Source organism: Syntrophothermus lipocalidus DSM 12680 (genome assembly GCF_000092405.1).
GTDB classification, from domain to species: Bacteria; Bacillota; Syntrophomonadia; order Syntrophomonadales; family Syntrophothermaceae; genus Syntrophothermus; species Syntrophothermus lipocalidus.
The window spans coordinates 128,161-154,445 of sequence record NC_014220.1; the positions used below are offsets into that span (position 1 = coordinate 128,161).

The 26,285-nt window shown below is 53.7% G+C and carries 23 protein-coding genes; all 23 read left to right on the plus strand.

The genetic code is table 11. The features are described 5' to 3' along the window. Positions 1–40: 40 nt before the first annotated feature. The 23 genes from nuoF (at position 41) to SLIP_RS00750 (ending at position 26,265) form a co-directional block, all read left to right on the plus strand. Positions 41–1,264 (plus strand): NADH-quinone oxidoreductase subunit NuoF, encoded by a 1,224-nt coding sequence (gene nuoF, locus SLIP_RS00640; protein ID WP_013174328.1) that lies wholly within the window; start codon positions 41–43, stop codon positions 1,262–1,264. A gap of 32 nt (positions 1,265–1,296) precedes the next feature. Further along, on the plus strand, positions 1,297–3,021 hold the full coding sequence (locus SLIP_RS00645) for an NADH-dependent [FeFe] hydrogenase, group A6 (protein ID WP_013174329.1): 1,725 nt from the start codon (positions 1,297–1,299) through the stop codon (positions 3,019–3,021). Positions 3,022–3,462: 441 nt separating this feature from the next. Continuing rightward, the gene (spoIIE, locus tag SLIP_RS00650) at positions 3,463–5,970 is read left to right on the plus strand and encodes a stage II sporulation protein E (RefSeq protein ID WP_013174330.1); all 2,508 of its coding nucleotides are present in this window, start codon (positions 3,463–3,465) and stop codon (positions 5,968–5,970) included. Positions 5,971–6,241: 271 nt separating this feature from the next. Next, the gene (gene tilS, locus SLIP_RS00655; protein ID WP_013174331.1) at positions 6,242–7,633 is read left to right on the plus strand and encodes a tRNA lysidine(34) synthetase TilS; all 1,392 of its coding nucleotides are present in this window, start codon (positions 6,242–6,244) and stop codon (positions 7,631–7,633) included. A 65-nt stretch (positions 7,634–7,698) separates the two neighbouring features. Further along, entirely contained in the window at positions 7,699–9,501 is a 1,803-nt protein-coding gene (gene ftsH, locus SLIP_RS00660) for an ATP-dependent zinc metalloprotease FtsH (RefSeq protein WP_013174332.1), read from the plus strand. A gap of 48 nt (positions 9,502–9,549) precedes the next feature. Beyond that, positions 9,550–9,996 carry a nucleoside-diphosphate kinase gene (ndk, locus tag SLIP_RS00665; protein ID WP_013174333.1) on the plus strand — a complete coding sequence of 149 codons (447 nt, stop codon included), beginning with the start codon at positions 9,550–9,552 and terminating at the stop codon, positions 9,994–9,996. Between the two features lie 401 nt (positions 9,997–10,397). Next, the gene (locus SLIP_RS00670) at positions 10,398–12,065 is read left to right on the plus strand and encodes a formate--tetrahydrofolate ligase (protein ID WP_013174334.1); all 1,668 of its coding nucleotides are present in this window, start codon (positions 10,398–10,400) and stop codon (positions 12,063–12,065) included. Between the two features lie 76 nt (positions 12,066–12,141). Next, positions 12,142–12,666: an HD domain-containing protein gene (locus SLIP_RS00675; protein WP_013174335.1), complete on the plus strand. Its 525-nt coding sequence runs from the start codon at positions 12,142–12,144 to the stop codon at positions 12,664–12,666. A 64-nt stretch (positions 12,667–12,730) separates the two neighbouring features. Beyond that, a complete protein-coding gene (gene folP / locus SLIP_RS00680; RefSeq protein WP_013174336.1) occupies positions 12,731–13,918 on the plus strand; it encodes a dihydropteroate synthase in 1,188 nt (395 codons plus the stop codon). A gap of 79 nt (positions 13,919–13,997) precedes the next feature. Next, complete coding sequence (folB, locus tag SLIP_RS00685; protein ID WP_013174337.1) at positions 13,998–14,363, plus strand: dihydroneopterin aldolase; 366 nt, start codon at positions 13,998–14,000, stop codon at positions 14,361–14,363. 20 nt (positions 14,364–14,383) lie between these two features. After that, positions 14,384–14,905, plus strand: coding sequence for a 2-amino-4-hydroxy-6-hydroxymethyldihydropteridine diphosphokinase (gene folK / locus SLIP_RS00690; RefSeq protein WP_013174338.1), 522 nt, complete (start codon positions 14,384–14,386; stop codon positions 14,903–14,905). A 61-nt stretch (positions 14,906–14,966) separates the two neighbouring features. Further along, positions 14,967–15,923, plus strand: coding sequence for a Rossmann-like and DUF2520 domain-containing protein (locus SLIP_RS00695; RefSeq protein WP_423218571.1), 957 nt, complete (start codon positions 14,967–14,969; stop codon positions 15,921–15,923). Between the two features lie 41 nt (positions 15,924–15,964). Next, entirely contained in the window at positions 15,965–16,795 is an 831-nt protein-coding gene (gene panB, locus SLIP_RS00700; protein ID WP_013174340.1) for a 3-methyl-2-oxobutanoate hydroxymethyltransferase, read from the plus strand. A 14-nt stretch (positions 16,796–16,809) separates the two neighbouring features. Next, positions 16,810–17,658 (plus strand): pantoate--beta-alanine ligase, encoded by an 849-nt coding sequence (panC, locus tag SLIP_RS00705; protein WP_013174341.1) that lies wholly within the window; start codon positions 16,810–16,812, stop codon positions 17,656–17,658. Between the two features lie 3 nt (positions 17,659–17,661). Beyond that, complete coding sequence (gene panD, locus SLIP_RS00710) at positions 17,662–18,036, plus strand: aspartate 1-decarboxylase (RefSeq protein ID WP_013174342.1); 375 nt, start codon at positions 17,662–17,664, stop codon at positions 18,034–18,036. Positions 18,037–18,055: 19 nt separating this feature from the next. Next, positions 18,056–18,982 (plus strand): quinolinate synthase NadA, encoded by a 927-nt coding sequence (nadA, locus tag SLIP_RS00715; protein ID WP_013174343.1) that lies wholly within the window; start codon positions 18,056–18,058, stop codon positions 18,980–18,982. Between the two features lie 40 nt (positions 18,983–19,022). Further along, positions 19,023–20,621, plus strand: coding sequence for an L-aspartate oxidase (gene nadB, locus SLIP_RS00720; protein WP_013174344.1), 1,599 nt, complete (start codon positions 19,023–19,025; stop codon positions 20,619–20,621). 261 nt (positions 20,622–20,882) lie between these two features. Further along, complete coding sequence (nadC, locus tag SLIP_RS00725; RefSeq protein WP_013174345.1) at positions 20,883–21,737, plus strand: carboxylating nicotinate-nucleotide diphosphorylase; 855 nt, start codon at positions 20,883–20,885, stop codon at positions 21,735–21,737. Between the two features lie 66 nt (positions 21,738–21,803). Beyond that, positions 21,804–22,379: a biotin transporter BioY gene (locus tag SLIP_RS00730; RefSeq protein WP_013174346.1), complete on the plus strand. Its 576-nt coding sequence runs from the start codon at positions 21,804–21,806 to the stop codon at positions 22,377–22,379. A 121-nt stretch (positions 22,380–22,500) separates the two neighbouring features. Next, a complete protein-coding gene (locus tag SLIP_RS00735) occupies positions 22,501–23,460 on the plus strand; it encodes a P1 family peptidase (protein ID WP_013174347.1) in 960 nt (319 codons plus the stop codon). A 55-nt stretch (positions 23,461–23,515) separates the two neighbouring features. Next, positions 23,516–24,286 (plus strand): type III pantothenate kinase, encoded by a 771-nt coding sequence (locus SLIP_RS00740; protein WP_013174348.1) that lies wholly within the window; start codon positions 23,516–23,518, stop codon positions 24,284–24,286. 14 nt (positions 24,287–24,300) lie between these two features. After that, positions 24,301–25,290, plus strand: coding sequence for a tRNA dihydrouridine synthase DusB (gene dusB / locus SLIP_RS00745; RefSeq protein WP_013174349.1), 990 nt, complete (start codon positions 24,301–24,303; stop codon positions 25,288–25,290). 438 nt (positions 25,291–25,728) lie between these two features. Further along, complete coding sequence (locus SLIP_RS00750) at positions 25,729–26,265, plus strand: helix-turn-helix domain-containing protein (RefSeq protein ID WP_013174350.1); 537 nt, start codon at positions 25,729–25,731, stop codon at positions 26,263–26,265. The last annotated feature ends 20 nt before the right edge of the window (positions 26,266–26,285 follow it).

Consider the following 26,285-nt stretch of genomic DNA (forward strand, 5'->3'; position numbering starts at 1 on the left):
TGGCTTCAAATCTAGAGAACTGGAAGGAGGGTAATTCCTGATGGCCGAGGAACTGCGCGTAGTGCTGCGCAACTACGGCAAGATTAACCCCCTTAATATCGATGACTATATCAACGCCGGGGGTTATAAGTCGTTAGAAAAGGCCCGCAGCATGAGCCAAATGGATGTAATACAGGAAGTGAAGAAGTCAGGCCTGAGGGGTCGCGGGGGCGCCGGGTTCAATGCCGGACAGAAATGGATGTTCGCCTACCAGGCTCAGGCTGACCAGAAGTATGTCATCTGTAACGCAGACGAAGGAGAACCCGGAACTTACAAAGACCGCATAATCATGGAAAGCGATCCTCACAGCGTCTTAGAAGGGATGGCTATTTGCGGATATGCTATCGGCGCTAACAAAGGTTATATATACTGCCGGGGTGAATACCCGTATGTGGTAGATATCCTCAATACAGCAATCGCCCAGGCTAAAGCCAAAGGGGTATTAGGAGAATTTGACATTGAGGTGCGCATGGGAGCAGGAGCCTATGTGTGCGGTGAAGAGACGGCTCTGATCGAGTCTATAGAAGGTAGCCGCGGAGAGCCGCGTTATAAGCCACCGTTCCCGCCGGTCAGCGGTTTGTGGGGTAAGCCTTCTATCGTGAATAACGTGGAAACGTTCGCCAATATTGCAATCATTTTGGAGAAGGGGGCAGACTGGTACGCCAGCCTGGGAGCTCCCAGCTATCCCGGAACCAAGGTTCTGACCCTGACGGGCGACGTGGTAAACAAGAAGTTCATCGAAGTACCGACCAATACTACCATTCGCGAGGTCGTCTACGGCTTCGGAGGCGGCATACCGGGCGGCAAGAAGTTTAAGGCGGTACAGATTGGTGGTACCTCTGGCGGATTTATCCCTGAATCGTTACTCGACACCCCGATTGATTTCGACTCTATGGCTGCTATCGGTGCGACTCTGGGCTCAGGCGCGGTCTTGGTCATGGACGAGACCCGCGACATCGTTGATGTGGTCGAGAGGATCGCCAAGTTCTTTGAACACGAGTCCTGCGGCAAGTGCGCTCCTTGCCGGGAAGGTACCATGCGGATGTACAAGCTGATGAGCAAGGTTAATAAGGGCCAAGGAACAGCGAAAGACGTTGCCTTGATGGAAAGACTCGGCCGAGTGATGTCTGTAGCTTGCCTGTGCGGGCTGGGGCAGGCCGCACCGACACCGGTCCTGACCACGATCAAGCACTTCAGAGCCGACTACGATGCGAAGTTACAATAGGGAAGATGAGCAGGAAGGAGTGAAATGAAGATATGGCTAATGTAACCATAGACGGTATCCAAGTATCCGTTCCTGACGGCTCAACCATATTGCAGGCAGCGCAAGTAGCCGGTGTTCATGTTCCTACCCTGTGCTATCATCCGGACCAGGCGATAAAAGCCAACTGCCGGATATGTGTGTGCGAAGTGGAAGGACAAAGACTCTTGCAAGCTGCATGCTCTCAGCCGGTTTATGACGGAATGGTGATAAAGACCCACAGCCCCAAAGTCATCGAAGCCAGGAAGACGATACTCGAGCTAATCCTGGCCCATCACCCGCAGGACTGTCTGGGCTGTATTCGGAATCAGAACTGCGAACTGCAAGCTCTGGCCGAAGAGTACGCCATCAGGGACAACCCGTTTGAACAGATGGTACGGGGGTTGCCGAAGGACACCTCAACTCCGTCTATTGTCCGGGACCCCGACAAGTGCGTGCTTTGCCGCCGCTGCATTTCGGCCTGCAGCGTTACCCAGACCGTTAACGCGTTGGGTATCGAAAACCGGGGCAACCATGCTATGGTTGTGCCCTCGTTGGGTAAAGACCTCATCGAAAGCCCCTGCGTCATGTGTGGGCAGTGTATCCATGCGTGCCCGGTTGGTGCTATCAGCGAAAAAGAACAAATCGACGAGTTCCTGGCTGCAGTAGCCGATCCGGACAAGATCGTGGTTACCCAGATCGCGCCGGCGGTCAGAACCGCTATCGGCGAAGAAGTCGGCATGGCAACCGGAGAGATGCCGATGGAGGTATTCGTAGCCGGGCTCAGGCAGATCGGTTTTGATTATGTCCTGCATACCAATTTCACGGCTGACCTGACTATAATGGAAGAAGGAAACGAGCTTCTCAAACGCCTCAAAGAAGGCGGGAAGCTGCCGATGTTCACTTCCTGTAGCCCAGGTTGGATCAACTTCTGTGAGACTTTCTATCCAGACCTTCTGGAACACCTTTCCACCTGCAAGTCGCCGCAGCAGATGTTCGGGGCCTTGGTTAAGACTTACTGGGCGCAGAAGATGGGTATAGACCCGTCCAAGATCTACTCGGTATCCATCATGCCCTGTACTGCTAAGAAGTTTGAGGCTTCGCGTCCCGAGATGAAAGACAGCGGCTACCGCGACGTGGACCTGGTCCTTACCACCAGGGAAGTAGGGCGTTTGTTCAGGATGGCTGGCATTGACTTCAAGACACTGACCCCGAGCAAGTTCGATTCCTGGATGGGGGCCTACACCGGTGCGGCAGTTATATTCGGCGCTACCGGCGGTGTTATGGAGGCGGCTCTCCGTACAGTTTACGAGGTAGTAACCGGGAAGACTTTGGAGGATGTGAACTTCACTTTTGCCCGTGGTATGGAAGGAATCAAGGAAGCCGAGATAGACCTCGACGGCACCAAGGTCAAGGTGGCTATCGGCCACGGGCTGGCCAATGCCAGGAAGCTGATGGACCAGGTACGGGCTGGACAGTCTCCCTACCACTTCATCGAGATCATGGCCTGCCCCGGCGGCTGCATAGGCGGTGGCGGTCAACCGCTGACCAAGACCAACGCCAAGCGGGCTGAGCGTATCGATTCCATTTACGTTGAAGACGAGTCTTTACCGATACGCAAGTCGCACGAAAACCCCGAAGTCAAGATACTCTACGAAGAATTCCTGCACGAGCCTCTGGGACACAAGTCCCACGAACTCCTGCACACCCACTACCATCCGAAGAACAAGAAGTTCTTATAAACAGCGGAACGAAAAGAGCCTGTCACCACGACAGGCTCTTTTTTTTTAGCCACGGATGGACACAGATTAGCACAGATGTGCACAGTTGGGCATGGACCAAGCAGCGGCTTAGAACTCTGCGCATGGGAGTCACAGACTCGCGACTACGTGGTTTCCGGACATTGTAATTCACAGTTTTTCTACACCATGGGGTTTTCACGAGTACAGTTGCCGAAGACCTGAAGGCCGGACGATTAAGAACCTGGCCAGCAGTTTCCGGTTGATTAACAACCGACGCTTATGTCTTTCAAACAATAAATAATTAAGAATCTGTGTAAATCAGTGGCAATCTGTGTCTATCTGTGGCTAATCAAAAATTACCCGCCTTCCCCGCAAATGACAAATATTACCATGCCGTAACGGTATAATGTATCTGATAAACCAGGGCAGGGAGGGAAAGAAGTGGACAGGCTCGAGGTGTACCCGTATCATCGCCTGGCGGACGAAGGTCGCAAAACCCGCAGGAATAAGAAACGAAGGGCTTTATTCCTCCGGAAGGTTCAGCCGACTATGCGGTGGCGGCCCAAGGGGTTTTTGACCCGGATCCTGCTCGTTTTGAGGGACAGGCAAGCCTGGGCCGATGTCCTTACCTGGGAAAACCTGATGGTTTGGGCAGTCGTGTTCATCCTTAGCCGGGCCTTGATACTGGGAGAAATCCTGCCTTTTGGCTTCGCTTTTATCGCTGCCTTCTACCGTAAACATCCCATACGCAATCTAGGCATAGTCTTGTTCTCATTTCTCGGCCTTCTTACAGGTCCAGGAGGTTACTTGCTCTGGAGTAACGCGGTGGCTACCGGAGTATTGGTAACCGTAATGAACTATATCCGGTTCCCCGAAGGAAAACGGGCCATAACCTTGCCGGTACTCACCGCATCGATACTGTTAGTAAGCAAGAGCGCCTTCCTGTGTGTACAGGAGCCTTCATTCTACCAAGAGATGATTATTATCTTCGAGTCCCTAATAGCCGGGGTGCTGACTTTTGTGTTCATAGTAGCTGAAGAGGGGATTTCAGAGCACAAGGCGGCTTGGGAATTCCATTTCGAGGATATTACCGCTTTCAGCATTTTGGCCGTTGGCCTTATCCTGGGGCTAACCGGAGCGACCTTTTTTCATATGAGTCTTACCAGCATATTGAGCCGTTTGGGGATATTGACCGCAGCCTTTCTCTGGGGTAGTGGGGGCGGTACCATGGCGGGGGTGTTGGCAGGAATAGTGCCGGCTATGTCTAGTCAAATCTTCCCAGAAATGTTCGGGATATACGCGATATCAGGTCTGGTAGCCGGACTTTTCCGGAACTTTACCCGTCTCGGGGTGATAATAGGGTTCATGCTAGGCAGTTTGTTACTTTCGGTTTACATGGTGGACACGCGTCAAGCGGTGGTTGGGGTTTGGGAAACCGGGGTAGCTTCTGTGCTCTTCTTGCTATTACCCGAATCTCTCAGGGAAAGAGTTCCCGTGCAAATGGTTGAAGGGTTTATGAACAAAGCCGACAAGGAAGACGCGGCTCTGGTAGACGAATATGTTCAGGAGCTTGCGAGGGAGAGGGTGAATCGACTGAGCCGCATATTTGAGGAACTCTCTTTAGCCTTGGCAGAAACCACCGAACCCCAAGCGGTTTCCAAAGCAGAAAGAAATTATCTGAACATTCTCTTCGACGAGATTTCACAGGGATTCTGCAAAAGTTGCGCTCTGTACGCTACTTGCTGGGATCAGGACTTTTACAGAACTTACAAGAACCTGTTTGAGGTATTCAGCCTGGCCGAATCCCGGGGCAAGGTTGACAGCGAGGAGTTCCCGCCGAGCCTGCGCAAGCGCTGCCTCAAGTGTCGGGACCTCGCATCCAGAATCAACCAGGTGTTCGAACACCTGCGGGTAGCGGAATACTGGGAAGGCAAACTCCTCGAGTCCAAAGAGCTTGTATCCAACCAGTTGCGAGGGATTTCGGACATCATAAAGAACCTGGCCGGTGAAATCGACCTAAGAACCAAAGTGGACCAGGAACTACGTACTCGCTTGCTGAAGGAGACGAGAAAGCTGGGAATCAAGGTACACGATGCTGCCCCGTTCATAACACCGGATAATCAAGTATATTTCCGAATTGTCGCCACTTCCTGCACGGATGGGGCGACCTGCGATACACTGGCCCCGACCATCTCTTTACTTATGGGAGAAACCTACGGAGTCTGCGAAAAACAGTGCCCTCGCCAGATGGGGAAAGGCAGGTGTGAATTCACTCTGAGCAAGGCATACAGCTACCGGGTGGTTACCGGAGCGGCCCAACTTGCCAAGGAGAGGGTATCGGGCGACAGTTTCACCGTGGCCACGCTGAAGGAGGGTAAAGAGCTTCTGGTTCTCAGTGACGGCATGGGCGTGGGCAAGAGGGCGTTTATGGAAAGCAGGGCAGTGGTCAACCTCCTTGAGGAATTGCTAACCGGTGGGTTTGCGAAAGATGTGGCCCTTAAGACCATAAACTCCGTGCTCCTCCTGCGCTCACCGAGTGAGACCTTCGCCACCGTCGATCTGTGCATGATCGACCTGTATTCGGCGGAAGCAGACTTCGTGAAAATCGGAAGTGCCCCCAGTTTCATAAAAAGGGGTGCCAAGGTCGGGGTCGTGACATCAAGCACGCCTCCTATAGGCATTCTAAATAATATTGAAACCGTGTCCGAAAAAAGGGCTCTCCGGGCCGGGGACATCATAATTATGGTGACGGACGGAGTGCTCGATTCCCCGCGGGGACGCGAAGACCGAGACATCTGGTTGCACCGTTTATTGTCCGAGATGGAAGAAACGGATCCCCAAAGGATATCTGACCTCATAATCAACCGGGCTTTGGACCGCGCCCGGGGCCAGCCAACTGACGACATGACGGTTCTGGTAGCCCGTATCGACGGCGTGAAAGGAAGTTAGAGCCACAGATGAACACAGATCTTGCACAGATTTACCCTGATGTTTTTGAGATGCAGACCCAAACGACACTGGCAAGTGTCACCATTAGAGTATGAAAACTCGGTTCTCCAGGCGCATTTTCATTCTCCAGTGGTGACTCGGACGAGAGTCATGTAAGGTCTGGGCCTGACAGATAATCAACGTCCATCAATCGCCGTATAGCTCGTTTACACGGGCTTGCGGCTTTTTATTTGGCTCGAAGTTTGAGATAATAAACTTGAAGGCGGGACATTTGTTTAGAGGTGGTGCAGTGCTCCGTAAAGTAAGGCAGTTTATCATGCAACATAATCTTATCAGTCCTGGTGAGCTTGTGGTGGTGGGGGTTTCGGGGGGGCCGGATTCGGTGGCTCTCCTGCATCTGCTGCATCTCTTGGGGAAAGAAGAGGGGTTTTCGATTCACGCTGCCCACCTAAACCACGGCTTGCGTCCGGAGGCCGAGGAGGAAGAGGTGTTTGTTAGGGAACTGGCCAAGTCTCTAGGCCTGGGGTGTACAGTCGACAGGGCGAAAGTGCGGGAAGAAGCTCGAGCTGGCAGGAGGTCGGTGGAGGAAGCAGGTAGGCAAGCACGTTACGCTTTTTTCATCCGGGTGGCGGAGGAACTGAAGGCCGACAAAGTGGCCACTGCCCATCACATGGGCGACCAGGCTGAAACCGTACTCATGCACCTGTTAAGGGGCTCGGGACTGAAAGGGTTGGGAGGCATGAGCCCCAGGAGAGGTATTCTTATTCGACCTTTCTTAACAGTGACCAGGACTGACATAATGTCCTACCTTGAAGAGAACCGGCTGGACTACTGCTTGGATGCCAGCAACTACGATTGGGACTACCTTCGCAATCGCATCCGTCACCAGCTTATCCCCCTGTTAGAGAAAGAGTACAATCCCAACATAGTAGCGAGTCTGTGTCAACTTGCGACCGTGGCCAGGGATGAAGATATGGTACTGGAAGAAATGGCGGTCAAGGCTTTTAAAGAAATAGCCCGACCGGACCAAGGAGGCTTGGTCCTGAACTTAGAGACGATGCAGGTATTACCTGTAGCCGTGCAGCGTCGGGTCATCCTTCTAGCTCTAAAACAACTGGGGGGAGAACAGGGCTGGGAAATGAAGGACGTGCAGTCGGTGTTGGAACTCGCCCAAAAGGCGGGATCGGACAAACACATCTGTGTGGGAAAGAATATCTGGGCGAACAAGAGTTACGGGAGAATTATCGTCAGGGTTGGACGGGAAAAAACTCGTCCCTTCCGGTATTTCCTTGAAATCCCGGGCAAGACTTATATTGAGGAGATAAGAGCCGAACTCGTGTGCTACTTGAGAAAAAGGGAAGACGTATGGCCGTCTTGGGATTCTGTGTGCCTGGACTGGGATAAACTCAAAAAGCCCCTGGAAGTTAGGTCTCGGCGGCCTGGGGATCGTTTTCGACCGCTAGGTCTAGGTGGAACCAAGAAGCTCCAGGACTTCTTAGTGGACTGCAAAGTGCCGGTAGAACAGCGCGATCGGGTCGGGATTTTAGCTTGTGAAGATGAGATATACTGGGTCATCGGGTACCGACTGGACGAGCGAGCTGTAATTGATGACACTACCAAGCGGGTGTTAGTAGTCGAAATCCGGAAAAAGCAGACTCATTGAAAAGGTAGTTGTGATTATGCTAAAATGTCTAAGACTTTCTTCGACTGAGGGGAGGGATGTAACAGTTGGACAGGGTACTGAAGAATTTTGCAATCTATGCGGTAATTGTCCTGCTAGCCGTTTTTGCCATCAAGGCCACATCTGAATCGGAAAAACCGACCCAAGACGTCGACTACAGCACCTTTTATCGAGATGTGGCGCAGGACAAGATCGACCAGGTAATGATAACGGTTGATACCGATGTTTATATAATAGAAGGTAAATACAAAGACGGCAAAACCTTTCGGACCGAGGCTCCCAAAGAAGACAATATTTTTGAACACCTGAGGGCTCATAACGTGGCCTATGACACCGAAAAAGCTAAAGGGCCTCCCTGGTGGACCGGACTTTTGAGCACTCTTTTGCCCATAGCTATTCTTGTCGGTTTTATCTTCCTAATGATGAACCAGACTCAGGGCGGAGGTAACCGGGTCATGCAGTTTGGGCGCAGCCGGGCCCGCATGACGACGCCGGAAGAGGTCAAGGTCACGTTTAAAGATGTAGCTGGGGCCGATGAGGCCAAGGAAGAGCTTCAGGAGGTTATCGAGTTCCTTAAAAATCCGCAGAAGTTCATTCAAATGGGGGCCAAGATCCCCAAAGGGGTGCTCCTTTACGGGCCTCCCGGCACAGGCAAGACCTTGATGGCCAGAGCGGTGGCGGGGGAGGCGGGTGTGCCCTTTTTTTCTATCAGCGGGTCCGATTTCGTGGAAATGTTCGTGGGAGTGGGGGCAGCTCGGGTCAGGGACCTCTTTGAGAACGCCAAAAAGAACGCTCCTTGCATCGTGTTCATCGACGAGATAGATGCGGTGGGGCGGCAGCGCGGAGCAGGAGTAGGCGGAGGACACGACGAGCGCGAGCAGACCTTGAACCAGCTGCTGGTTGAGATGGATGGCTTTAGCACTAATGAAGGGATAATCGTCATGGCGGGTACCAACCGGCCAGACATCCTGGACCCGGCCCTGCTGCGACCGGGGAGGTTTGACCGCCATATAGTCATCGACCGCCCTGACGTTAAAGGGCGGGAAGCCATCCTCAAAGTGCATGCCGAAGGCAAGCCTCTGGCTCCGGGTGTTGATATGTCCGTCATCGCCAAACGAACTCCCGGATTTACGGGAGCCGACTTGGCCAATGTCATGAACGAGGCCGCTCTGCTGTCAGCCCGGCGCAACAAAAAAGAGATAACCATGGAGGAACTGGAGGATGCCATCGAACGGGTGATCGCCGGCCCTGAAAAGAAGTCCCGGGTTATTTCCGAGAAGGAAAAACGGCTGGTTGCCTACCACGAAGCAGGGCATGCGGTGGTGAGCTATTTCCTTCCCAACACCGACAAGGTGCACAAGATATCGATTATCCCGCGGGGAAGGGCCGGAGGGTATACCCTGTTGCTGCCAGAAGAAGATATCAACTACGTAACCAAATCGCGTCTCTTGGATGAGGTTACTACCTTGCTCGGAGGGCGGGTGGCGGAAAGCCTGGTTCTCCAGGAGGTCAGCACCGGGGCCCAAAACGACCTGGAGCGGGCTACTTCTATTGTCAGGAGGATGATTACCGAATACGGGATGTCAGAAGAATTGGGGCCCTTGACTTTTGGGCACAAGCGGGAGGAGGTATTCTTGGGGCGGGACATAGCCCGGGACCGGAATTACTCTGAAGCCATAGCCTACGCCATAGACCAGGAAGCCCGCGGGTTTATCGAAAACTGTTACGAAAAAGCCAAGGATATTCTAACTCAAAATATCGACAAACTTCACAAGGTAGCGGAGAAACTGATGGAAAAAGAAGTGCTCGAAGGCGACGAGTTCGAAGCCATAATGACCGGTCGGGCCTAGATTACAAGGCCTGGCCGGAACCTATTCTCAACCGAAGGAGGTCTCGACGTGGAGCGCACCTTTGTGATGGTAAAGCCAGACGGGGTGGAAAGAGGTTTAGTAGGGGAGATAATCGGGCGCATCGAAGCTAAAGGGTTCAAGCTTGTAGGATTGAAGATGCTGAAGTTGTCTCAAGCCATGGCCGAGCGTCACTACGCCGAGCACCGGGGGAAGCCGTTTTTTCAAGAACTGGTCGATTTTATTACTTCCAGTCCCGTAGTGGCCATGGTCTGGGAAGGCAATGGAGTGATCGAATCTGTCCGCAAACTGATGGGTAAAACCAACCCGCTCGAAGCCGAACCGGGGACCATCCGGGGCGACTTCGGCATTTACATTTCTAAGAACATCATCCACGGATCCGACTCTCCCGAATCAGCAGCCAGGGAGATAGAGATATTCTTCCGCCCCGACGAACTCGTGGAATACCAGCGTTCCCTCGATAAGTGGATATTTTAAGTAGAATTATGTTGAAACCACTGATGAACACAGATGGTCGCAGGCTCTCACGACACCTGTCGGTGTCACCGCTAGAGAATGAAAATGTGACCGGGTAGGAGCGTTAGCCGGGCGAAGCGACGTTTGACGAATCCGGCACTCAGGACCAGTCCGCATTAGGAGCACCTTCCTCTAACGGGCTAATTTGCATAACAGGTTTGCCCTGAGTGCCGGATCGCACCGAAGAGAGCCCATGTGTTGCTAACCGAGGAGTCTTGGAGCGAGCTGGCTGACACTTTTTCCGCCAATCGATTTTTGAGGCAGACTTGTATTGATACAAGTGGCTTCGCGTTAATCTGCATCTCATGCTAATCTGTGCTAATTGGTGGCTCAAGCTATTGAGTAAAGAGGGGGTTGAACGAATGAAGACGGACGTAGAGATCGCCCAGGAAGCCCGGCTGGAGCCGATTGAATCCATAGCGGACCGAACGGGTATAATGCCGGACGAGATAGAACCGTACGGACGCTACAAGGCTAAATTATCTCTCGAAATACTGAAACGCCTGCAAGACAAACCCGAGGGCAAGCTCATCTTGGTAACAGCCATCACCCCCACCCCTGCCGGAGAAGGGAAGACCACAGTTACCATAGGGTTGGGACAGGCCCTAAACCGGCTAGGGGCCAAGGCCATAATAGCTCTACGCGAGCCGTCGCTTGGTCCCTGCTTCGGGGTCAAAGGCGGGGCCACCGGGGGCGGTTATTCCCAGGTCGTGCCCATGGAAGACATCAACTTGCACTTTACCGGCGACATCCACGCCGTAGGGGCCGCGCATAACCTGGCCGCGGACCTTTTAGACAACAGCGTCTACTTCGACAACCCCCTGGATATAGACCCGCATCGCATGGTGTGGCCGCGGGTAGTCGATTTGAACGACCGCTTCCTGCGCCACGTTATCGTGGGGCTGGGAGGGAAGGCCCACGGGTTGCCCCGGGAAACCGGGTTCGACATCACGGTGGCTTCCGAGGTCATGGCCTGTCTATGTCTGTGCGATGACCTCATGGAGCTGAAAGCAAGACTGAAACGGATAATCGTGGCCTTTACCCGCGAAGGCCGCCCGGTGACCGCGGAAGATATTAAGGCTGTCGGGTCGATGACCGTGCTTCTCAAAGACGCGGTCAAACCGAACCTGGTGCAGACCTTGGAGCACACCCCGGCTTTGATCCACGGGGGACCATTTGCCAATATCGCACACGGATGCTCCAGCGTGATTGCCACCAGGCTCGGGTTAAAATTGGGAGACTATCTGGTCACCGAAGCCGGGTTCGGCGCCGACCTAGGGGCTGAAAAATTCTTCGACATCAAGTGCCGGAGGCTTGGGCGGAGCCCGGATGCGGTAGTCATCGTGGCTTCTCTGAGGGCTCTCAAGATGCACGGGGGCCGTCCCCGTTCTCTCTGTCACCAGGAGGACTTAGCCGCGCTCGACAAGGGATTTGCCAATTTGGCCAAACACATAGAAAACGTAAAGCTTTTCGGGATTCCCAGCGTAGTTGCTCTGAATCGGTTCCCTACCGATACCGACGCCGAGATCAAATTGTTAGAAGAGCGGTGCCGCGAGATGGGAGCCAGGTTTGCTCTGGCCACAGTTTGGGCTGACGGCGGGCAGGGAGGGGTCGATCTGGCGCGGGAAGTCATGGCTGCCTGCCAGGAAACGTCGCGATTCTCATTTCTTTATGACTTGAACGAGCCTATAAAGACCAAGATCGAGCGTATCGCTACCAAGATCTACGGGGCGCAAGGGGTCAAGTACGAACCCGCGGCAGAAAGAACCCTGGTCGAGATAGAAACCCTCGGGTACTCTGACCTTCCTGTCTGCGTGGCCAAGACCCAGTATTCCTTAAGCGACAACCCCTCGCTCTTGGGACGGCCCCAAGGCTTCGAAGTAACCGTGCGAGAGGTTCGCCTGTCAGCCGGAGCCGGGTTCGTGGTGCCGCTCATGGGCAATATCCTTACCATGCCCGGACTATCGCGGGCCCCGGCGGCGTTTAACATCGACATAGACGCTGACGGCAGAATTTACGGCCTGTTTTGATTTCATGAGTGAAGGAAACTAGAGCATATCATATAATATTAGACAACAAAAAGGTGGACATGAGGGGGATTGGGATTTGAAAAGGGTCGAACTGCTGCTGAAGGATCCCTTATACATGGAGCATATCGAAAAAAATGTCAACCTAGAAGAAGACGAGAAGTACTGCAAGCACGATCTCAGGCACATGATCGATGTAGCCAGAATCACGTATATTTTGATATTGGAACACCATGACTTGGAGTATTTTATTCAGGAGGCCAAGTTGTCAGGAAAACTGGCCGCCAAAGAGGTCATCTACGCTGCAGGGCTTCTCCACGACATTGCCAAGTGGAAACAGTACCAGACCGCCCAGGATCACGCCAGCATCGGAGCGGAGATAGCCCACGAGATATTGCCGCGGGCTTTCTTCAACGACAACGAAGTCGAGGTTATAGCCCGGGCCATTTACGAGCACCGGAACATCAGCAGGGATATGAGTTTTTTGGGGGAACGCCTGTATCGGGCTGACAACCTGTCTCGAATCTGTTTTCTGTGCGAGGACCGACACCGCTGCTTAAAGTATCAGAACAAAGAAATCGGGCACGACATGCTGGCGTACTGAGAAGCCGGGCTGGGCAAAGTGGTGGCTGTTGCCCGGCTTTTTGTTCATGACGAGGGGGAATAGCATGAAAGGAGACCATGTCGTGTTCATCCAAGACCAGCGCGAGGCAGAGCAGTTCCTGAGAGAAGTCGGGGCCGACGAGGCTGGGGTGCGATGGATGAAGACCAAGGCGGTTTTCAGAGCGGTCAAACTCAAAGACATCCCTTGCCCGGCAGCCAACATAATCAAGCAGGAGATGCTCTCCAAGGGCGGCGAAGCAGCTGTGAAGAGGGGCACGGTTTCGGGACAGGGAACTACCGACGTGCTCTTACTAGGAACCGTAAAACAGTACCAGCGGCTCATCAAGAAGCTCCGGATGCAGCCCTTTGGGTTAAAGAAGATCGCCGACGAATTGAGCGAGATGTTGAAAAATATCGAGGGAACCGGTCCGACCGTGATGCAGTTGCCCCGGGGGCAGGAACTGGTTTTGGGGCAGCGTACGCTTGTAATGGGGATTCTGAACGTGACCCCTGATTCTTTCTCGGACGGAGGGCATTATTACTCGTTCGCAGCCGCCGTTGAAAGAGCGCTGGCTATAGAAGAAGAAGGGGCCGACATCTTGGATATCGGGGGTATGTCGACCCGGCCTGGACATGCTCCTATTCCGCCCGAAGAAGAACTGGCCCGGGTCTTGCCTGTGGTCGAAGCCCTGGCTGGCCGGATAAACATCCCGATCTCGGTGGATACTTACCGCGCTACCGTAGCCCGTGCCTGCCTGGAAGCGGGTGCCGGCATCATCAACGATGTGGGGGGCTTGCTGTTTGACTCCGAGATGGCACAGGTGGTAGCCGAACTCCAGGCCCCGGTGGTGGTTATGCACAACCGCATGCCTAACCGGCCACCTGAAGGTTACCGAAATCTCATAGACGAGATGATAGAAGACCTTCAGGTGTCTTTAGAACGGGCCGAGCAGGCGGGGATTCCGAAAAAGAACATCATCATAGACCCTGGGGTGGGATTCGGCAAGATCGGCGAAGAAAACTTCGTGATACTGAAGCGGCTGCGGGAGTTCAAGAGCCTGGGGTATCCCTTGCTCTTGGGGGTGTCGCGCAAATCTTTTATAGGTGCGGCCTTAAACCTTCCGGTCGGGGAAAGACTGGAGGGCAGCTTGGCAGCAGCGGTCATCGGTATCCTAAACGGAGCCGATATTGTCAGGGTGCACGATGTTGAAGCAACCAAGCGCGTGGCAACCATCGCCGACGCAGTCAAGTAAAGCAAGGGGACGGTTCCTGTGGTTTATTTTCCGAAAATAACCGGCAGGAACCGTCCCCTTGGTTTAGGGAGGGAAACATATGATGGACAGGCTTATGCTGGTGGGGATGGAGTTCTGGGGCTGCCACGGGGTACTGCCTGAGGAGAAGCGGGAACAACAGCCCTTTTTCGTCGACGCGGTGCTGTACCTTGATACGCGACCTGCGGCGGCAGCCGATTGTCTCGAAGCGACGGTGGACTATGCGGCGGTGTACGAAACGATACGGCAAGCAGTGGAAGGAACGCAGGTCAACCTAATCGAGACCTTGGCTGAAAACGTGGCCCGGAGCATCATCGAAGAGTACTCGGCAGAAGCTGTAGAGATCACCGTAAAAAAACCACGGGCGCCTATGCCCGGCAAGTTAGATTATGTGGCTGTCTGCATTTACCGGCGCAGATCAGGGTAGACGATCAGGGGGTAAGAGGCATGGTATACCTTTCCCTCGGATCCAACGTGGGGGATAAATGTCAGAATCTCAAAACAGCCCGGCACCGGCTGGAGGAAACGGCCGAAATCAGGGTTGTAAAGGCATCATCCTTCTACCTGACCGAACCCTGGGGCAAAACCGATCAGGATTGGTTTGTAAACCAAGTGCTCGCTGTTGAAACCGGGCTAGAGCCTTTGTCCTTGCTCGACACGGTCTTATTAATCGAAGAACGGATGGGGCGCGTGCGGCAGGAACGTTGGGGACCGAGGACCATCGACATCGACATTCTCCTAATCGATGATCGGGTTATAAATACGGACAGGCTTACGGTACCGCATCCCCGTTTGCACGAGCGGGGCTTTGTGATAATCCCCTTGCTCGAGATCGCGCCTGGTCTTGTTTTGCCCGGCAGATTGCCGCTTCAGAAAGTTTGGGAAAATCTTGTCAAAAACCAGGAAACCGGTTGTATAAAAAAACTCACCTGTGATAAAATGAGTCAACGAAACATCGAGAACGGTTGAAAAGAACACGGTATCTCCCGCCAGAGACCTCGTCTTTACTGTCAAATGCTCGTATCCTCTTGTGAGATGTGGGAGCGAGACGTTAGGAACGGTTGGGAAGCCAGCGGGCCCGGGCTTTCCAGACGGACATCGAGGGGGTTTAAAATTAGTGAAAAAAAGGGTCGGCATTATCGGGGCGGGAGTGGTAGGAACCGCGATGGGGGTTATTCTTTCGCGGCAAGGCTGGGAGGTTACGGGGGTATATGATTTACGTCCCGAGTCTACTCGGTTTTTGGCCCAAGAAGTAGGAGCCCGGATCGGGTCTAGCCCCACGGAGGTTTCTCGCTCGGCAGATGTTGTCTTAGTGACCACCTCGGACTCGGCAATTGAAGGGGTGGTACGGGGAATCGCAAAGGAAGGGGGTTTTAGGGAGGGGCAGTTCGTAGCTCATATGAGCGGAGCCCTTAGTTCGGACGTTTTATGGGCCGCCCGCGAACAGGGAGCGATTACCTTATCTGTTCATCCCGTGCAGTCGTTTGCCAGTGTCGAAAGGGCATTGCAGAACCTGCCGGGTTCGGTTTTCAGTATTGAAGGGGACGAAAGGGGTTTCGAGCTGGCGGCTGAAGTGGTGAAAACGCTAGGAGGTGAGTTTTTCTTCATCGATAAGAAGGCCAAGCCTTTGTACCATGCGAGCGCCTGCGTGGTATCGAATTATCTGGTGACATTGGTTGACTTCGGGCTCCAGCTTATGGAACAAGCTGGGATACCCAGGGAGTCCGCCTATAGGGCTTTGTCGCCTCTTATCGAGGGAACAGTTAACAATATTGTAAATATTGGGATTCCCGGGGCGTTGACCGGGCCGATCGCTCGCGGGGATGTGGCAACGGTTACCCGCCATCTGGACTCTATTCGCGAGATGATGCCGGAATGGCTCGGGTTTTACCGGGTCGTTGGCTACCACACAGTTGACGTGGCCCGGGCTAAAGGAACGATAGACGAAGAGACTGCCTTGACCTTGAAGAACCTGCTAGGCAGCTGATTCGTAGGGTCAGGCCTTAATTACAATAAGGAGTGGATAATGTGTCGCGTGTTACTACTACCTTGTTGAGGGAGAAAAAAGCCAGGAAAGAAAAAATCACCATGTTGACGGCTTACGATTACTCGACCGCAGTTATGGTCGATCAGGCCGGAATCGACGTGATTCTTGTGGGGGATTCGTTAGGCAATGTAGTGTTGGGTTATGAAACGACTCTTCCGGTAACCATGGACGATATGATCCACCATACCCGGGCAGTTGCCAGGGGCACGAAGAACAGCTTGTTGGTGGGAGATATGCCGTTTTTATCTTACCACATAAGCATCCCAGAGGCGGTCCGGAATGCGGGCCGGTTCATTCAAGAAGGGGGGGCGCAAGCGGTTAAGCTGGAAGGGGGCGAAGAAAGAGTCGAGACCATTAAGGCGGTGTTGGATGCCCAGATACCGGTCATGGGCCACATCGGGTTGACCCCTCAGTCCGTGCACCAGTTCGGGGGATTTAAGGTTCAGGGCAAAGATGTGGAAACTGCCAGAAAGCTGGTGCGGGATGCCAAGGCCTTGGAAGCAGCAGGGGTTTTTGCTATTGTTCTCGAGTGTGTGCCTGCGGCTTTGGCAGAACGCATAACCGCCGAAGTTTCGGTTCCCACGATCGGCATAGGAGCGGGCCCCGGTTGCGACGGTCAAGTACTGGTTATCAACGACATGCTGGGGCTATACGGGGGTTTTACGCCTAAGTTCGTTAAGAAATACGCGAACCTCAACCCGCTCATACTTGAGGCCCTCCGCCAGTACAAGGAAGAAGTGGAGAGCGGAGCATTTCCTGCAGCCGAACATTGCTTTGCCATAAATGAAGAAGTCTTGGAGAAACTCTATTAGATGGGGGAACGATGATGCAAGTATTCACCAGAGTACAAGAAATGCAAGAATGGAGCCTGCAACAGAAGCGGTTGGGGAAGAAAATCGGCCTGGTTCCTACCATGGGGTACCTTCACGACGGTCATCTTTCCTTGGTTAGGAGGGCGAAGGCCGAGTGTGACGTGGTCATAGTCAGCATTTTCGTGAACCCTTTGCAGTTTGGGGTGGGCGAGGACTACGAGGAATATCCCCGGGATCTCACGCGGGATGCGGCATTGCTGGAAAAAGAAGGGGTTGAAGCGACATTTGCCCCGAGCGTGAAAGAGATGTACCCGCAAGGGTATTCGACTACGGTCGAGGTGGGAGGCGAGATCACCGCCAAACTCTGCGGAAAATCGCGCCCCGGGCATTTTAAGGGCGTTACTACGGTTGTCAGCAAGCTTTTTAACATCTGTTTGCCTGAAGTAGCATACTTCGGCCAGAAAGACGCGCAACAGGCGATGATTATTGAAAAAATGGTCAGGGAGCTGAATTTTCCTCTCAGGATTGTCAGGGGGCCCATTGTCCGTGAATCGGACGGACTGGCCATGAGTTCGCGGAACGTATACTTGAACGAAGAGGAGCGAAAATCAGCCCTGGTTTTGTCCCAAGCCTTGGGCCTGGCCCGGGAACTCATCGAAAACGGTGAGACCAGCGTGGGAAAAGTTAAGGAGGCTATGATAAACCTGATCAATTCGAAACCTTTTACCGATATCGACTACGTCGAGATTTACAACGGAGAGGATCTCAGCGATTTGGCTGAGATCAAGGGTAAGGTCTTGGTGGCCTTAGCCGTAAGGGTGGGTAAGACGAGATTGATAGATAACCTTCTTTTGGAGGTGTGACCGGTGTTCCGGACACTAATGAAGTCCAAGATTCATCGGGCAGTGGTGACCGAGGCGGACCTCAATTATGTAGGAAGTATTACCATCGATAAATCCCTGATGGAGGCGGCAGATATTCTGCCCAACGAAAAGGTTCAGGTGGTCAACAACAACAACGGTGCTCGCTTCGAAACTTACGTTATCGAAGGTGAGCGCGATTCGGGGATAATATGTCTGAACGGGGCTGCGGCCCGACTGGTGCAAAAGGAAGATGTGATAATCATCATTACCTACGCCGCGGTTTCAGACGAGAAGGCGCGCGATTGGAAGCCCACCTTAGTTTTTGTAGATGAGAAGAACCGGATCAAGAAGGTTTGTCAGGGGCATTACCAAGATTGAACGCAGGGAGTCTTGAAACATGGAGAGCCTCGACGGGAGCGTGGCAGAGCAGATCAGATACATCAACCGAAGAAAGCAGGAACTAAACGCGATCATCCTGGCCCACTTTTATCAGAGACCGGAGATACAAGAGATGGCCGATTACGTCGGCGATTCCCTGCAGCTGGCTGTGCAGGCCGCTAAGACTACAGCCGACGTTATCGTTTTCTGTGGGGTAAGGTTCATGGCGGAAAGCGCGAAGATACTGAACCCGAAGAGGACGGTCTTGCTGCCAGAACCGGGAGCCGGTTGCCCCATGGCCGATATGGTCACTGCGAAGGAACTGCGCCGGAAAAAACAGGAGCTTCCCGGGGTGCAGGTAGTATGTTACGTCAACTCCTCGGCGGAGGTTAAGGCGGAAAGCGACATCTGTTGCACCTCTTCCAACGCGGTGAAGGTTGTGAACTCATTGCCTCCTGGTGTTCCTGTTTTGTTTGTACCCGATAAGAACCTGGGGCACTTCGTGGCCCGGCAAACGGGCCGGGAGATGATTTTGTGGGAAGGATATTGCCCTGTTCACCACCGGGTTTCACTGGATGAGTTAATGGAAGCCAAGCGACAGCATCCGGGGGCGGTGGTAATGGTACACCCGGAATGCCAGCCCGAGGTAGTAGCCGCTTCCGATTATGCCTTATCGACAGGCGGCATCTTGGAAACGGTCGGTCGTCTTCCTGACCGGGAATTTATCATCGGGACGGAAGAAGGGCTTCTGTATCAGTTGCGCAAGCGCTATCCGGATCGCAGTTTCTATCTGGTGCGGGACGAGTTCCTGTGCCCGGACATGAAGCTCACCACCGTGGAAAAGGTTGTCCGATCATTGGAAACTTTGGAGCCCAAGATCGAGGTGCCGGAAGATGTTCGCGGTCGGGCCTATCAGGCACTGGAACGGATGATAAACCTGCGCTGACAAGCCAGCTTCAATCAAGTGGAGAAAGAGTTGTTTCTTGATGATTACGACCAGGTATATTGCAGGAATAGGTGAGGACACGCCGGTATACACCACGGATTTTCTGATTATCGGCAGCGGTATTGCCGGGCTGTTTACTGCCCTCAAGGCCTGTAACCTAGGGCAAGTTACGGTTTTGACCAAAAAGAAAGTAGAAGACTCAAATACCGGATTAGCTCAGGGGGGAATCGCAGCGGCCGTGCACGAAGAGGATTCCCCCTTTTTGCACCTGGAGGATACCTTGGAAGCAGGTGCAGGACTGTGTGATCCAGCGGCGGTGAATGTTCTGGTGACCGAAGGGCCGGATCGCGTGCGGGAGCTGATGACGATTGGGGCTCGATTCGATACGGTCAACGGCACCGTTCGCTTGACCAGAGAAGCTGCTCACAGCAAGGCCCGGATCCTCCACGCGGCAGATGCTACGGGGGAAGCCATACGCCGGGCTTTAGTGCAGAAGTGCCGGGAGAAGTCGATCCCTATCCTGGAAGACCACTGCCTCATCGACATCCTTACAGCGGGGAAGCGCTGTGAAGGAGCACTGGTTTACGATGCCAAACAGAGACAAAAGGTAGTGTTCTTGGCCCGGGCGGTGATAATCTGCACTGGCGGAGCGGGCCAATTATACAAATACACCACCAATCCGGACATAGCCACTGCGGACGGGTTAGGGGCGGGTTTTCGGGCCGGATGCGAGCTGACCGACATGGAGTTCGTTCAGTTTCACCCCACGGTTTTAGCTACAGCCGAACCCCGCCGTTTCCTGATCTCGGAAGCCGTAAGGGGTGAAGGGGGAATACTCCTGAACGAGCGGGGAGAGCGATTCATGCCAGCGTACCACCCGATGGCAGAACTTGCTCCCCGGGATGTGGTAGCTCGAGCCATCTGGAGCGAAATGATAAAGAACGGAATTGACCACGTGTACCTGGACATGCGTTCCATTTCCAACCTTACCGAAAGGTTCCCGAACATATACAAGAACTGTTTGGCGCGGGGGTTCAACCCGACTCGGGAGGTCATACCCGTGTCCCCGGCTGCCCACTACATGATGGGAGGCATCCGCACCGACCTGAACGGGGGAACGGGGGTTTTTGGACTGTACAGCTGCGGGGAAGCGGCGTGCACCGGGGTGCACGGAGCCAACCGACTAGCTAGCAATTCCCTGTTAGAAGGCATTGTCTTCGGGCAGCGCATAGTGAACAATGCGGAAGAGATACTTTGGAAGAACAAGATCAGTTTTGAAGAAGTTTTGCAGGCTTTTGATCAAGACTGGGTGCTGGTGCCTTATAACGGATCTGATTGCGTAACGCCCGGCCAGGCTTTGCAGGCCATAAAAGAAACCATGTGGGAATATGTCGGTATAGTGAGGGACGAGAGCAGTCTCAAAAAAGCGGGCAGCATAATCGAGGATCTGTATGCGCGCCTGACCATGGGCGAGGACGAGCTCCTTTATTACCAGGTGGTCAATATGTTGATCACGGCTCGGGTGATTACACAGGCGGCTTTATGGCGGAGAGAAAGCCGGGGCGCCCATTTCCGCAGCGATTATCCCGTACCTGACGACCTCATATGGCTGAAGCACATATCTTTTCTGGCTTATTAGCCACAGACCCGGCACTCAGCTCAAGTCTTTATTAGCGACTAGCGTTTTCGGGACCAACTGGCATGTTGCAAGTTCGGCCAGCTGAGTGCCGGGCTGATTAACACTGATTGTTTGCGACCACTGATTTACACAGATTGGCACGGACCCGGCACTCAACGGACCAAAAGTCGTTGTGGTGGTCTGCGAGGATTCAGTGTCATGTTCTTACATTAATTTTAAATTGAGTGCCGGGTCTGTGGTTGTCTGCGTTAATCTGCGTCTATGGCTAGCGGGGTGATTAAAGTGCTGGATAGTCTTTACCTTAATGATGTCATAAGAAGGGCGCTTGAGGAGGACATAGGGTACCGGGACTTGACCACGGATTCGATTATCTCTCGGGAGCACCGGAGCCGGGCGGTTATCATTGCCAAACAAGAGGGCATAATCGCCGGGCTAGAAGTGGCCCGGCGCACTTTTCATTTGCTGGACCCCGCAATTGATTTCCAAAAGGCCGTTGAAGATGGGGAGAGGGTAGAGCCGAGAGAGGTTGTGGCTCGCTTGGAAGGGTGTACCAGGGCGATTTTGCAGGGAGAAAGGGTAGCTCTCAATTTCCTTCAACGCATGTCTGGGATTGCTACTTACACCCGGAGTCTGTGTGAACTGATACAGGGGACGAAAGCTGATCTGGTCGATACCCGCAAGACCACTCCAGGGTTGCGGGTTCTCGAGAAGTACGCGGTTAGAGTGGGTGGGGGGAAAAACCACCGGTTCGGACTTTTCGATGGGGTTATCATAAAAGACAATCACATAGTAGCTGCCGGTAGCATTACGGCGGCGGTGAAAGCAGTGCGGGACAAGATACCCCATACGGTTCGTGTCGAAGTGGAGGTGCAGAACCTGGAGATGTTGGAAGAAGCCCTCGAGGCCGGAGCCGATATCGTCATGCTGGACAACATGGATATCGAAACAATGAGGCAGGCAGTGGAACGAGCTAGTAATAGAGTTTTGCTCGAGGCCTCAGGTGGGATTAATGAAAATAACATAAGGGCCGTAGCCCTGACCGGAGTCAACTTTATATCGGTCGGGGCTCTAACTCATTCGGCCCCTTCACTGGATATCAGCCTTGACCTGGTATAACCCCGATTGACAATTGTTAACCTACATGATTAAATTGGGTTAACAATTGCGTCGGAGGTGTCGGGTATGCGGTTTAGCACTAAAGAAATAGTGATGGCAGGAATGTTTGCTGCTTTCGCAGCGGCGGTAGCAGTTGTGTTCCGCTTAGTACAGCCGGTATTGGTGCCTTTCAGCCTGCTACCGGTGGTTGTTCTCCTGGCAGGAGGGCTTTTGCCGAAACGGGTGGCGGCGGCCAGTATGATGGTGTATACCCTGCTCGGGCTGGTCGGCTTGCCGGTTTTCGCTTCACCTCCTTACGGCGGGCCGGTATATGTTCTTAAACCCAGCTTCGGATTCATTCTGGGGTTCGGGGTAGCGGCTTACTTGGTGGCGTGGATCATCGAGAAGCTCGGGCGCAGGCGTGCGGCATACTTGTTGGCTTCGGTTGCAGGCATACTGGCGATCTACGCGGTGGGCCTGCCCTATTTATACCTGATACTAAAGTTCTACCTGGGACAAGCGGTCGATGTTTATCGGGTGTTGAAGATAGGATTTTGGCCATTCATAGGGCTTGACCTTATCAAGGCGGGCATCGCTTCGGTCATAATCGACGAGGTGAGCAAGAGGGTTACAATTCTGGAACCACAGATGGACACTGAGTGACACAGACCCGGCACTCAACGGACCGAAAGTCGTTGTGTTGGCCTGCATGGACTCAGTGTCATGGTTCGTACTCGAGTTTTAAGTTGAGTGCCGGGTCTGTGGCTCAGAGCGAGGTGAAAACGTGGAGGCCAAGATAACCGATATCGAAGGGCTCAAAGTGGGAACTGCCGAGGACCTGGAAGCCTTAACGGGTTGTACGGTGGTGCTGGCTGAGCAAGGAGCTGTGTGCGGGGTGGACGTGCGGGGATCGGCTCCGGGTACTAGGGAGACCGACCTTTTATCACCCTTGAACCTGGTCGAGAAAGTACATGCGGTTCTATTGGCCGGGGGCAGTGCTTTTGGTCTCGAAGCGGCATCCGGAATTATGGAATACCTAGAAGAGCGTAATATTGGGTATCCTACCGGCAAGACGGTGGTTCCTATAGTCCCCGGAGCCGTCATTTTCGACCTGAACGTGGGGGATTACCGGCGGCGGCCGGACAAAGCCATGGGCTACCGGGCTTGCCTGAACGCGGGGGAAATAGTGAGAGAGGGGAACGTCGGCGCCGGCACCGGAGCTACCGTAGGGAAAGCCTTGGGCCACGAATACTGTACCAAGAGCGGCCAGGGGAGCAGCGCTGTGCGTTTGGAAGACGGCCTTATCGTCGGGGCACTGGCGGTGGTCAACGCTTACGGAGATATCGTGGATCCTAAAACCGGCCAGGTGATAGCCGGAGTGAGAGATCCGGAGGGTGAGGGCTTTCTCTGTACGCTGGACATTTGGAAGGGAGAAGGGCAAGCCCTCAACCAGGCTTTTGCCGCGAACACCACCATTGCCGTAGTCGCTACCAACGCCCGCTTGGACAAGAGCCAGGCTACCAAGGTGGCCCAGATGGCCCACGACGGTATGGCCCGGGTTATCGTACCCTGCCACACCATGTACGACGGGGACACGGTTTTTGCCCTTGCTACGGGGCAAGTGGAGGCAGACGTGAACCTGGTCGGGATTTTGGCCCAGGAGGTGCTCATGCAGGCCATAATCCGCGCCGTTGTGTTTGCCGAAACTGTTCAAGGCATTCCGGCTGCAGGCGTGGAATTATAGACTAACAACAATAACCATAATCAGCGTCTTGATATTATCGAAGGGGGACTACCTCATGATACTCGGGTTTGATGTCGGCAATTCCAACATAGTCATCGGCGTCTTCCAGGACAGGAAACTCCTTACCCAGTGGCGGATTCGGACCGACCGGCAGAAAACGGCGGACGAGTATGGCATGCTGGTCAAAGAGCTTTTTGATTTTGCCGGGCTGGAAATGGGCAATGTCCAAGGAGTAGTGGTTTCCTCGGTTGTCCCGCCGTTGATGCAGGAGCTGGAGTGGATGATCGGCAAGTACTTCGGCATTTCTCCGCTGGTCGTCGAGCCCGGGATAAAAACCGGCCTTTCCATCCGCTACGACAACCCCCGCGAGGTGGGAGCTGACCGAGTAGTTAACGCCGTGGCTGCCTACGAGAAGTACGGGGGAAGCCGGCCTCTGATAATCGTCGACTTCGGAACTGCCACCACCTTCTGCGTGGTAACCGCCCAGGGGGAGTATCTGGGAGGGGCCATTGCCCCTGGGGTCGGCATATCGACCGAGGCCTTGTTCACCCGTACCGCCAAGCTGCCGAGGGTTGAGCTGGTACGGCCCAAGAGCGTCATCGGCAAGAACACGGTCATGAGCATGCAGTCGGGCATCATTTTTGGTTTTGTCGGTCAGGTGGAAGGGATCGTCAAGCGGATGAAAGAGGAGATAGGCCAGGATGCTCTGGTAGTGGCCACCGGGGGATTGGCCGAGGTTATAAGCCGGGAGGCGGATTGCATTGACATAGTGGACCCGGTTCTGACCTTGGAGGGACTCCTCCTCATATACGAGAAAAACCGTTAAAGCAGGCGACAACCTTGTTTGAAATCGGTAGCGTCAGCATTGAAAACCGCCTCCTGGCCGCACCCATGGCCGGGTTTACAGATAAAGCCTTCCGCATCATCCTGAAGAATCACGGGGCGGGACTGGTCGCCACCGAGATGATCAGTGCCCAAGCCTTGGTATACGGACAGGAAAAAACCATGTTTATGCTCGATTTGAGCGGCGAAGAACCCCCCGTTGCTGTACAGCTCTTTGGATCCGATCCCCGCATCATAGCCCAAGCTGCCCGCATAGCGGCTGACCGTGGAGCCCACATCATAGACATCAACATGGGCTGTCCTACTCCCAGGATAGTGAAAAACGGGGAAGGAGCGGCCTTGATGCGGGATCCGAACCGGGCCGTCCGTATAGTGGAAGCCGTAGTGAAGGCCGTATCGGTGCCGGTTACCGTCAAGATGCGGTCGGGTTGGGACGAGAACAGTATCAACTGCTGTCAGATCGCAGTCCTGGCGGAAGAAGCGGGAGCCCACGCGGTCACGGTTCACCCCCGCACCAGGGAACAGCTCTTTTCCGGAAAGGCCGACTGGAGCCTTATCCGGGCGGTAAAACAGGTGGTGAAGATACCGGTCATAGGAAACGGAGACGTGACTTCGCCCCAGAAGGCCCGGCAGATGCTGGAAGAGACCGGGTGCGACGCGGTAATGATCGGGCGGGGATGCCTGGGGAACCCTTTCATTTTTCGGCGTACCCTTCAATACCTGGAAACAGGCGAAATACCGCCGGAGCCGACGGCAGAAGAAAGGATCAACGTGGCCAGGCAGCATTTGGTCCTGGCCTGCCGGTTCAAAGGGGAGACTAAAGCAGTCTTAGAGATGCGCAAGCACCTGGGCTGGTACATAAAGGGATTACCCCACGCCACTGCCGTTCGTGCTCGCATGAACCAGGCCCGAACCCTCTCCGAGATAGAAGCCATACTCGAAGGGTTAAGCCACAGATTAACACAGATGTACCCTGATGAACACTGACTATGAACCGAATTATGGTCTGTGATTAAAGAATTAGGGCATATAAAGGGACTAAGTCACGGATAACGTGCCCAGAGAATTATACGTGATCGAATTGAATTCTCATCAGTCCTCGGTGACGCCGCAGGAAGCATGAGAATTCGCGTGTATCCATAAAGCCGTATTATATATGATTTTTATAATCAGTGTAAATCTGCGTTAATCTGCCCGGCACTCAGCTAGGCAAGAAGACGAGTTCTTGATGATAACGCAATTGACATTACCGTGAATACATATTGCTCCAGTATGAGCTGAGTGCCGGGTCTGTGTCCATCAGTGGCTTTAGTTGCTTTAGCACCGGTAACGGTGCTAAAATTATCCCAAGCTATGTGAACAAAATTGTACACATTGAGGCGGGCCGAGAGAGGAATACTTCACTGAGCAGGGGCGGGATAAGGAGTGGTTAACTTTTATCGGGTTCAAGACAAGATCATCAGCCGGCAGAAGATTGACAGTGTCGTCTCCAGGATACTGGAAATGCGGGCCCGTGGTTTTTCCCAACAAGAGGTAGCGGACCGCCTAGGGGTTGACCGGACGTTCATTTCACGGTTAGAAGGCATAGGAGAGATTAGAAAAGGCGCGTCCATAGCTGTTGTCGGGTTTCCGATCTTAAACAAAGCCGAGATTGAGGAAATACTGCGTAAGGAAGGAGTCGACCGCTTCCTGTTAATGACCGAGGAAGAACGGATAAACTACGTGCAGACGAAGACCGGGGCCGAACTTCTAAACGAGCTGATGAATCTCATCAGCGAGTTCCGTAAATACGATGTGGTAGTCGGTATAGGTTCAGACGTTCGGCTCAAGCTCATCAAGGGCATCCTTGACAACGAGGTCATCGGCATTGAAATCGGAGAATCGCCACTAACTGAAGACAAATGGGTAGACCCGGCCGAGGTCAAGAAAGTTCTCCAAGCTGTTAAATCCGCCCGCCGCTGAAGGTAAACCATGGGGACGGT

Bases quoted from the DNA above. Each gene is read 5' to 3' on its own strand.
- SLIP_RS00645 (WP_013174329.1), top strand. From the start codon at position 1,297: ATGGCTAATGTAACCATAGACGGTATCCAAGTATCCGTTCCTGACGGC.
- panC (WP_013174341.1), top strand. From the start codon at position 16,810: ATGCAAGTATTCACCAGAGTACAAGAAATGCAAGAATGGAGCCTGCAA.
- nuoF (WP_013174328.1), top strand. From the start codon at position 41: ATGGCCGAGGAACTGCGCGTAGTGCTGCGCAACTACGGCAAGATTAAC.
- nadC (WP_013174345.1), top strand. From the start codon at position 20,883: ATGGCTAGCGGGGTGATTAAAGTGCTGGATAGTCTTTACCTTAATGAT.
- SLIP_RS00670 (WP_013174334.1), top strand. From the start codon at position 10,398: ATGAAGACGGACGTAGAGATCGCCCAGGAAGCCCGGCTGGAGCCGATT.
- folB (WP_013174337.1), top strand. From the start codon at position 13,998: ATGATGGACAGGCTTATGCTGGTGGGGATGGAGTTCTGGGGCTGCCAC.
- SLIP_RS00740 (WP_013174348.1), top strand. From the start codon at position 23,516: ATGATACTCGGGTTTGATGTCGGCAATTCCAACATAGTCATCGGCGTC.
- folK (WP_013174338.1), top strand. From the start codon at position 14,384: ATGGTATACCTTTCCCTCGGATCCAACGTGGGGGATAAATGTCAGAAT.
- folP (WP_013174336.1), top strand. From the start codon at position 12,731: ATGAAAGGAGACCATGTCGTGTTCATCCAAGACCAGCGCGAGGCAGAG.
- nadB (WP_013174344.1), top strand. From the start codon at position 19,023: ATGATTACGACCAGGTATATTGCAGGAATAGGTGAGGACACGCCGGTA.
- SLIP_RS00730 (WP_013174346.1), top strand. From the start codon at position 21,804: ATGCGGTTTAGCACTAAAGAAATAGTGATGGCAGGAATGTTTGCTGCT.
- nadA (WP_013174343.1), top strand. From the start codon at position 18,056: ATGGAGAGCCTCGACGGGAGCGTGGCAGAGCAGATCAGATACATCAAC.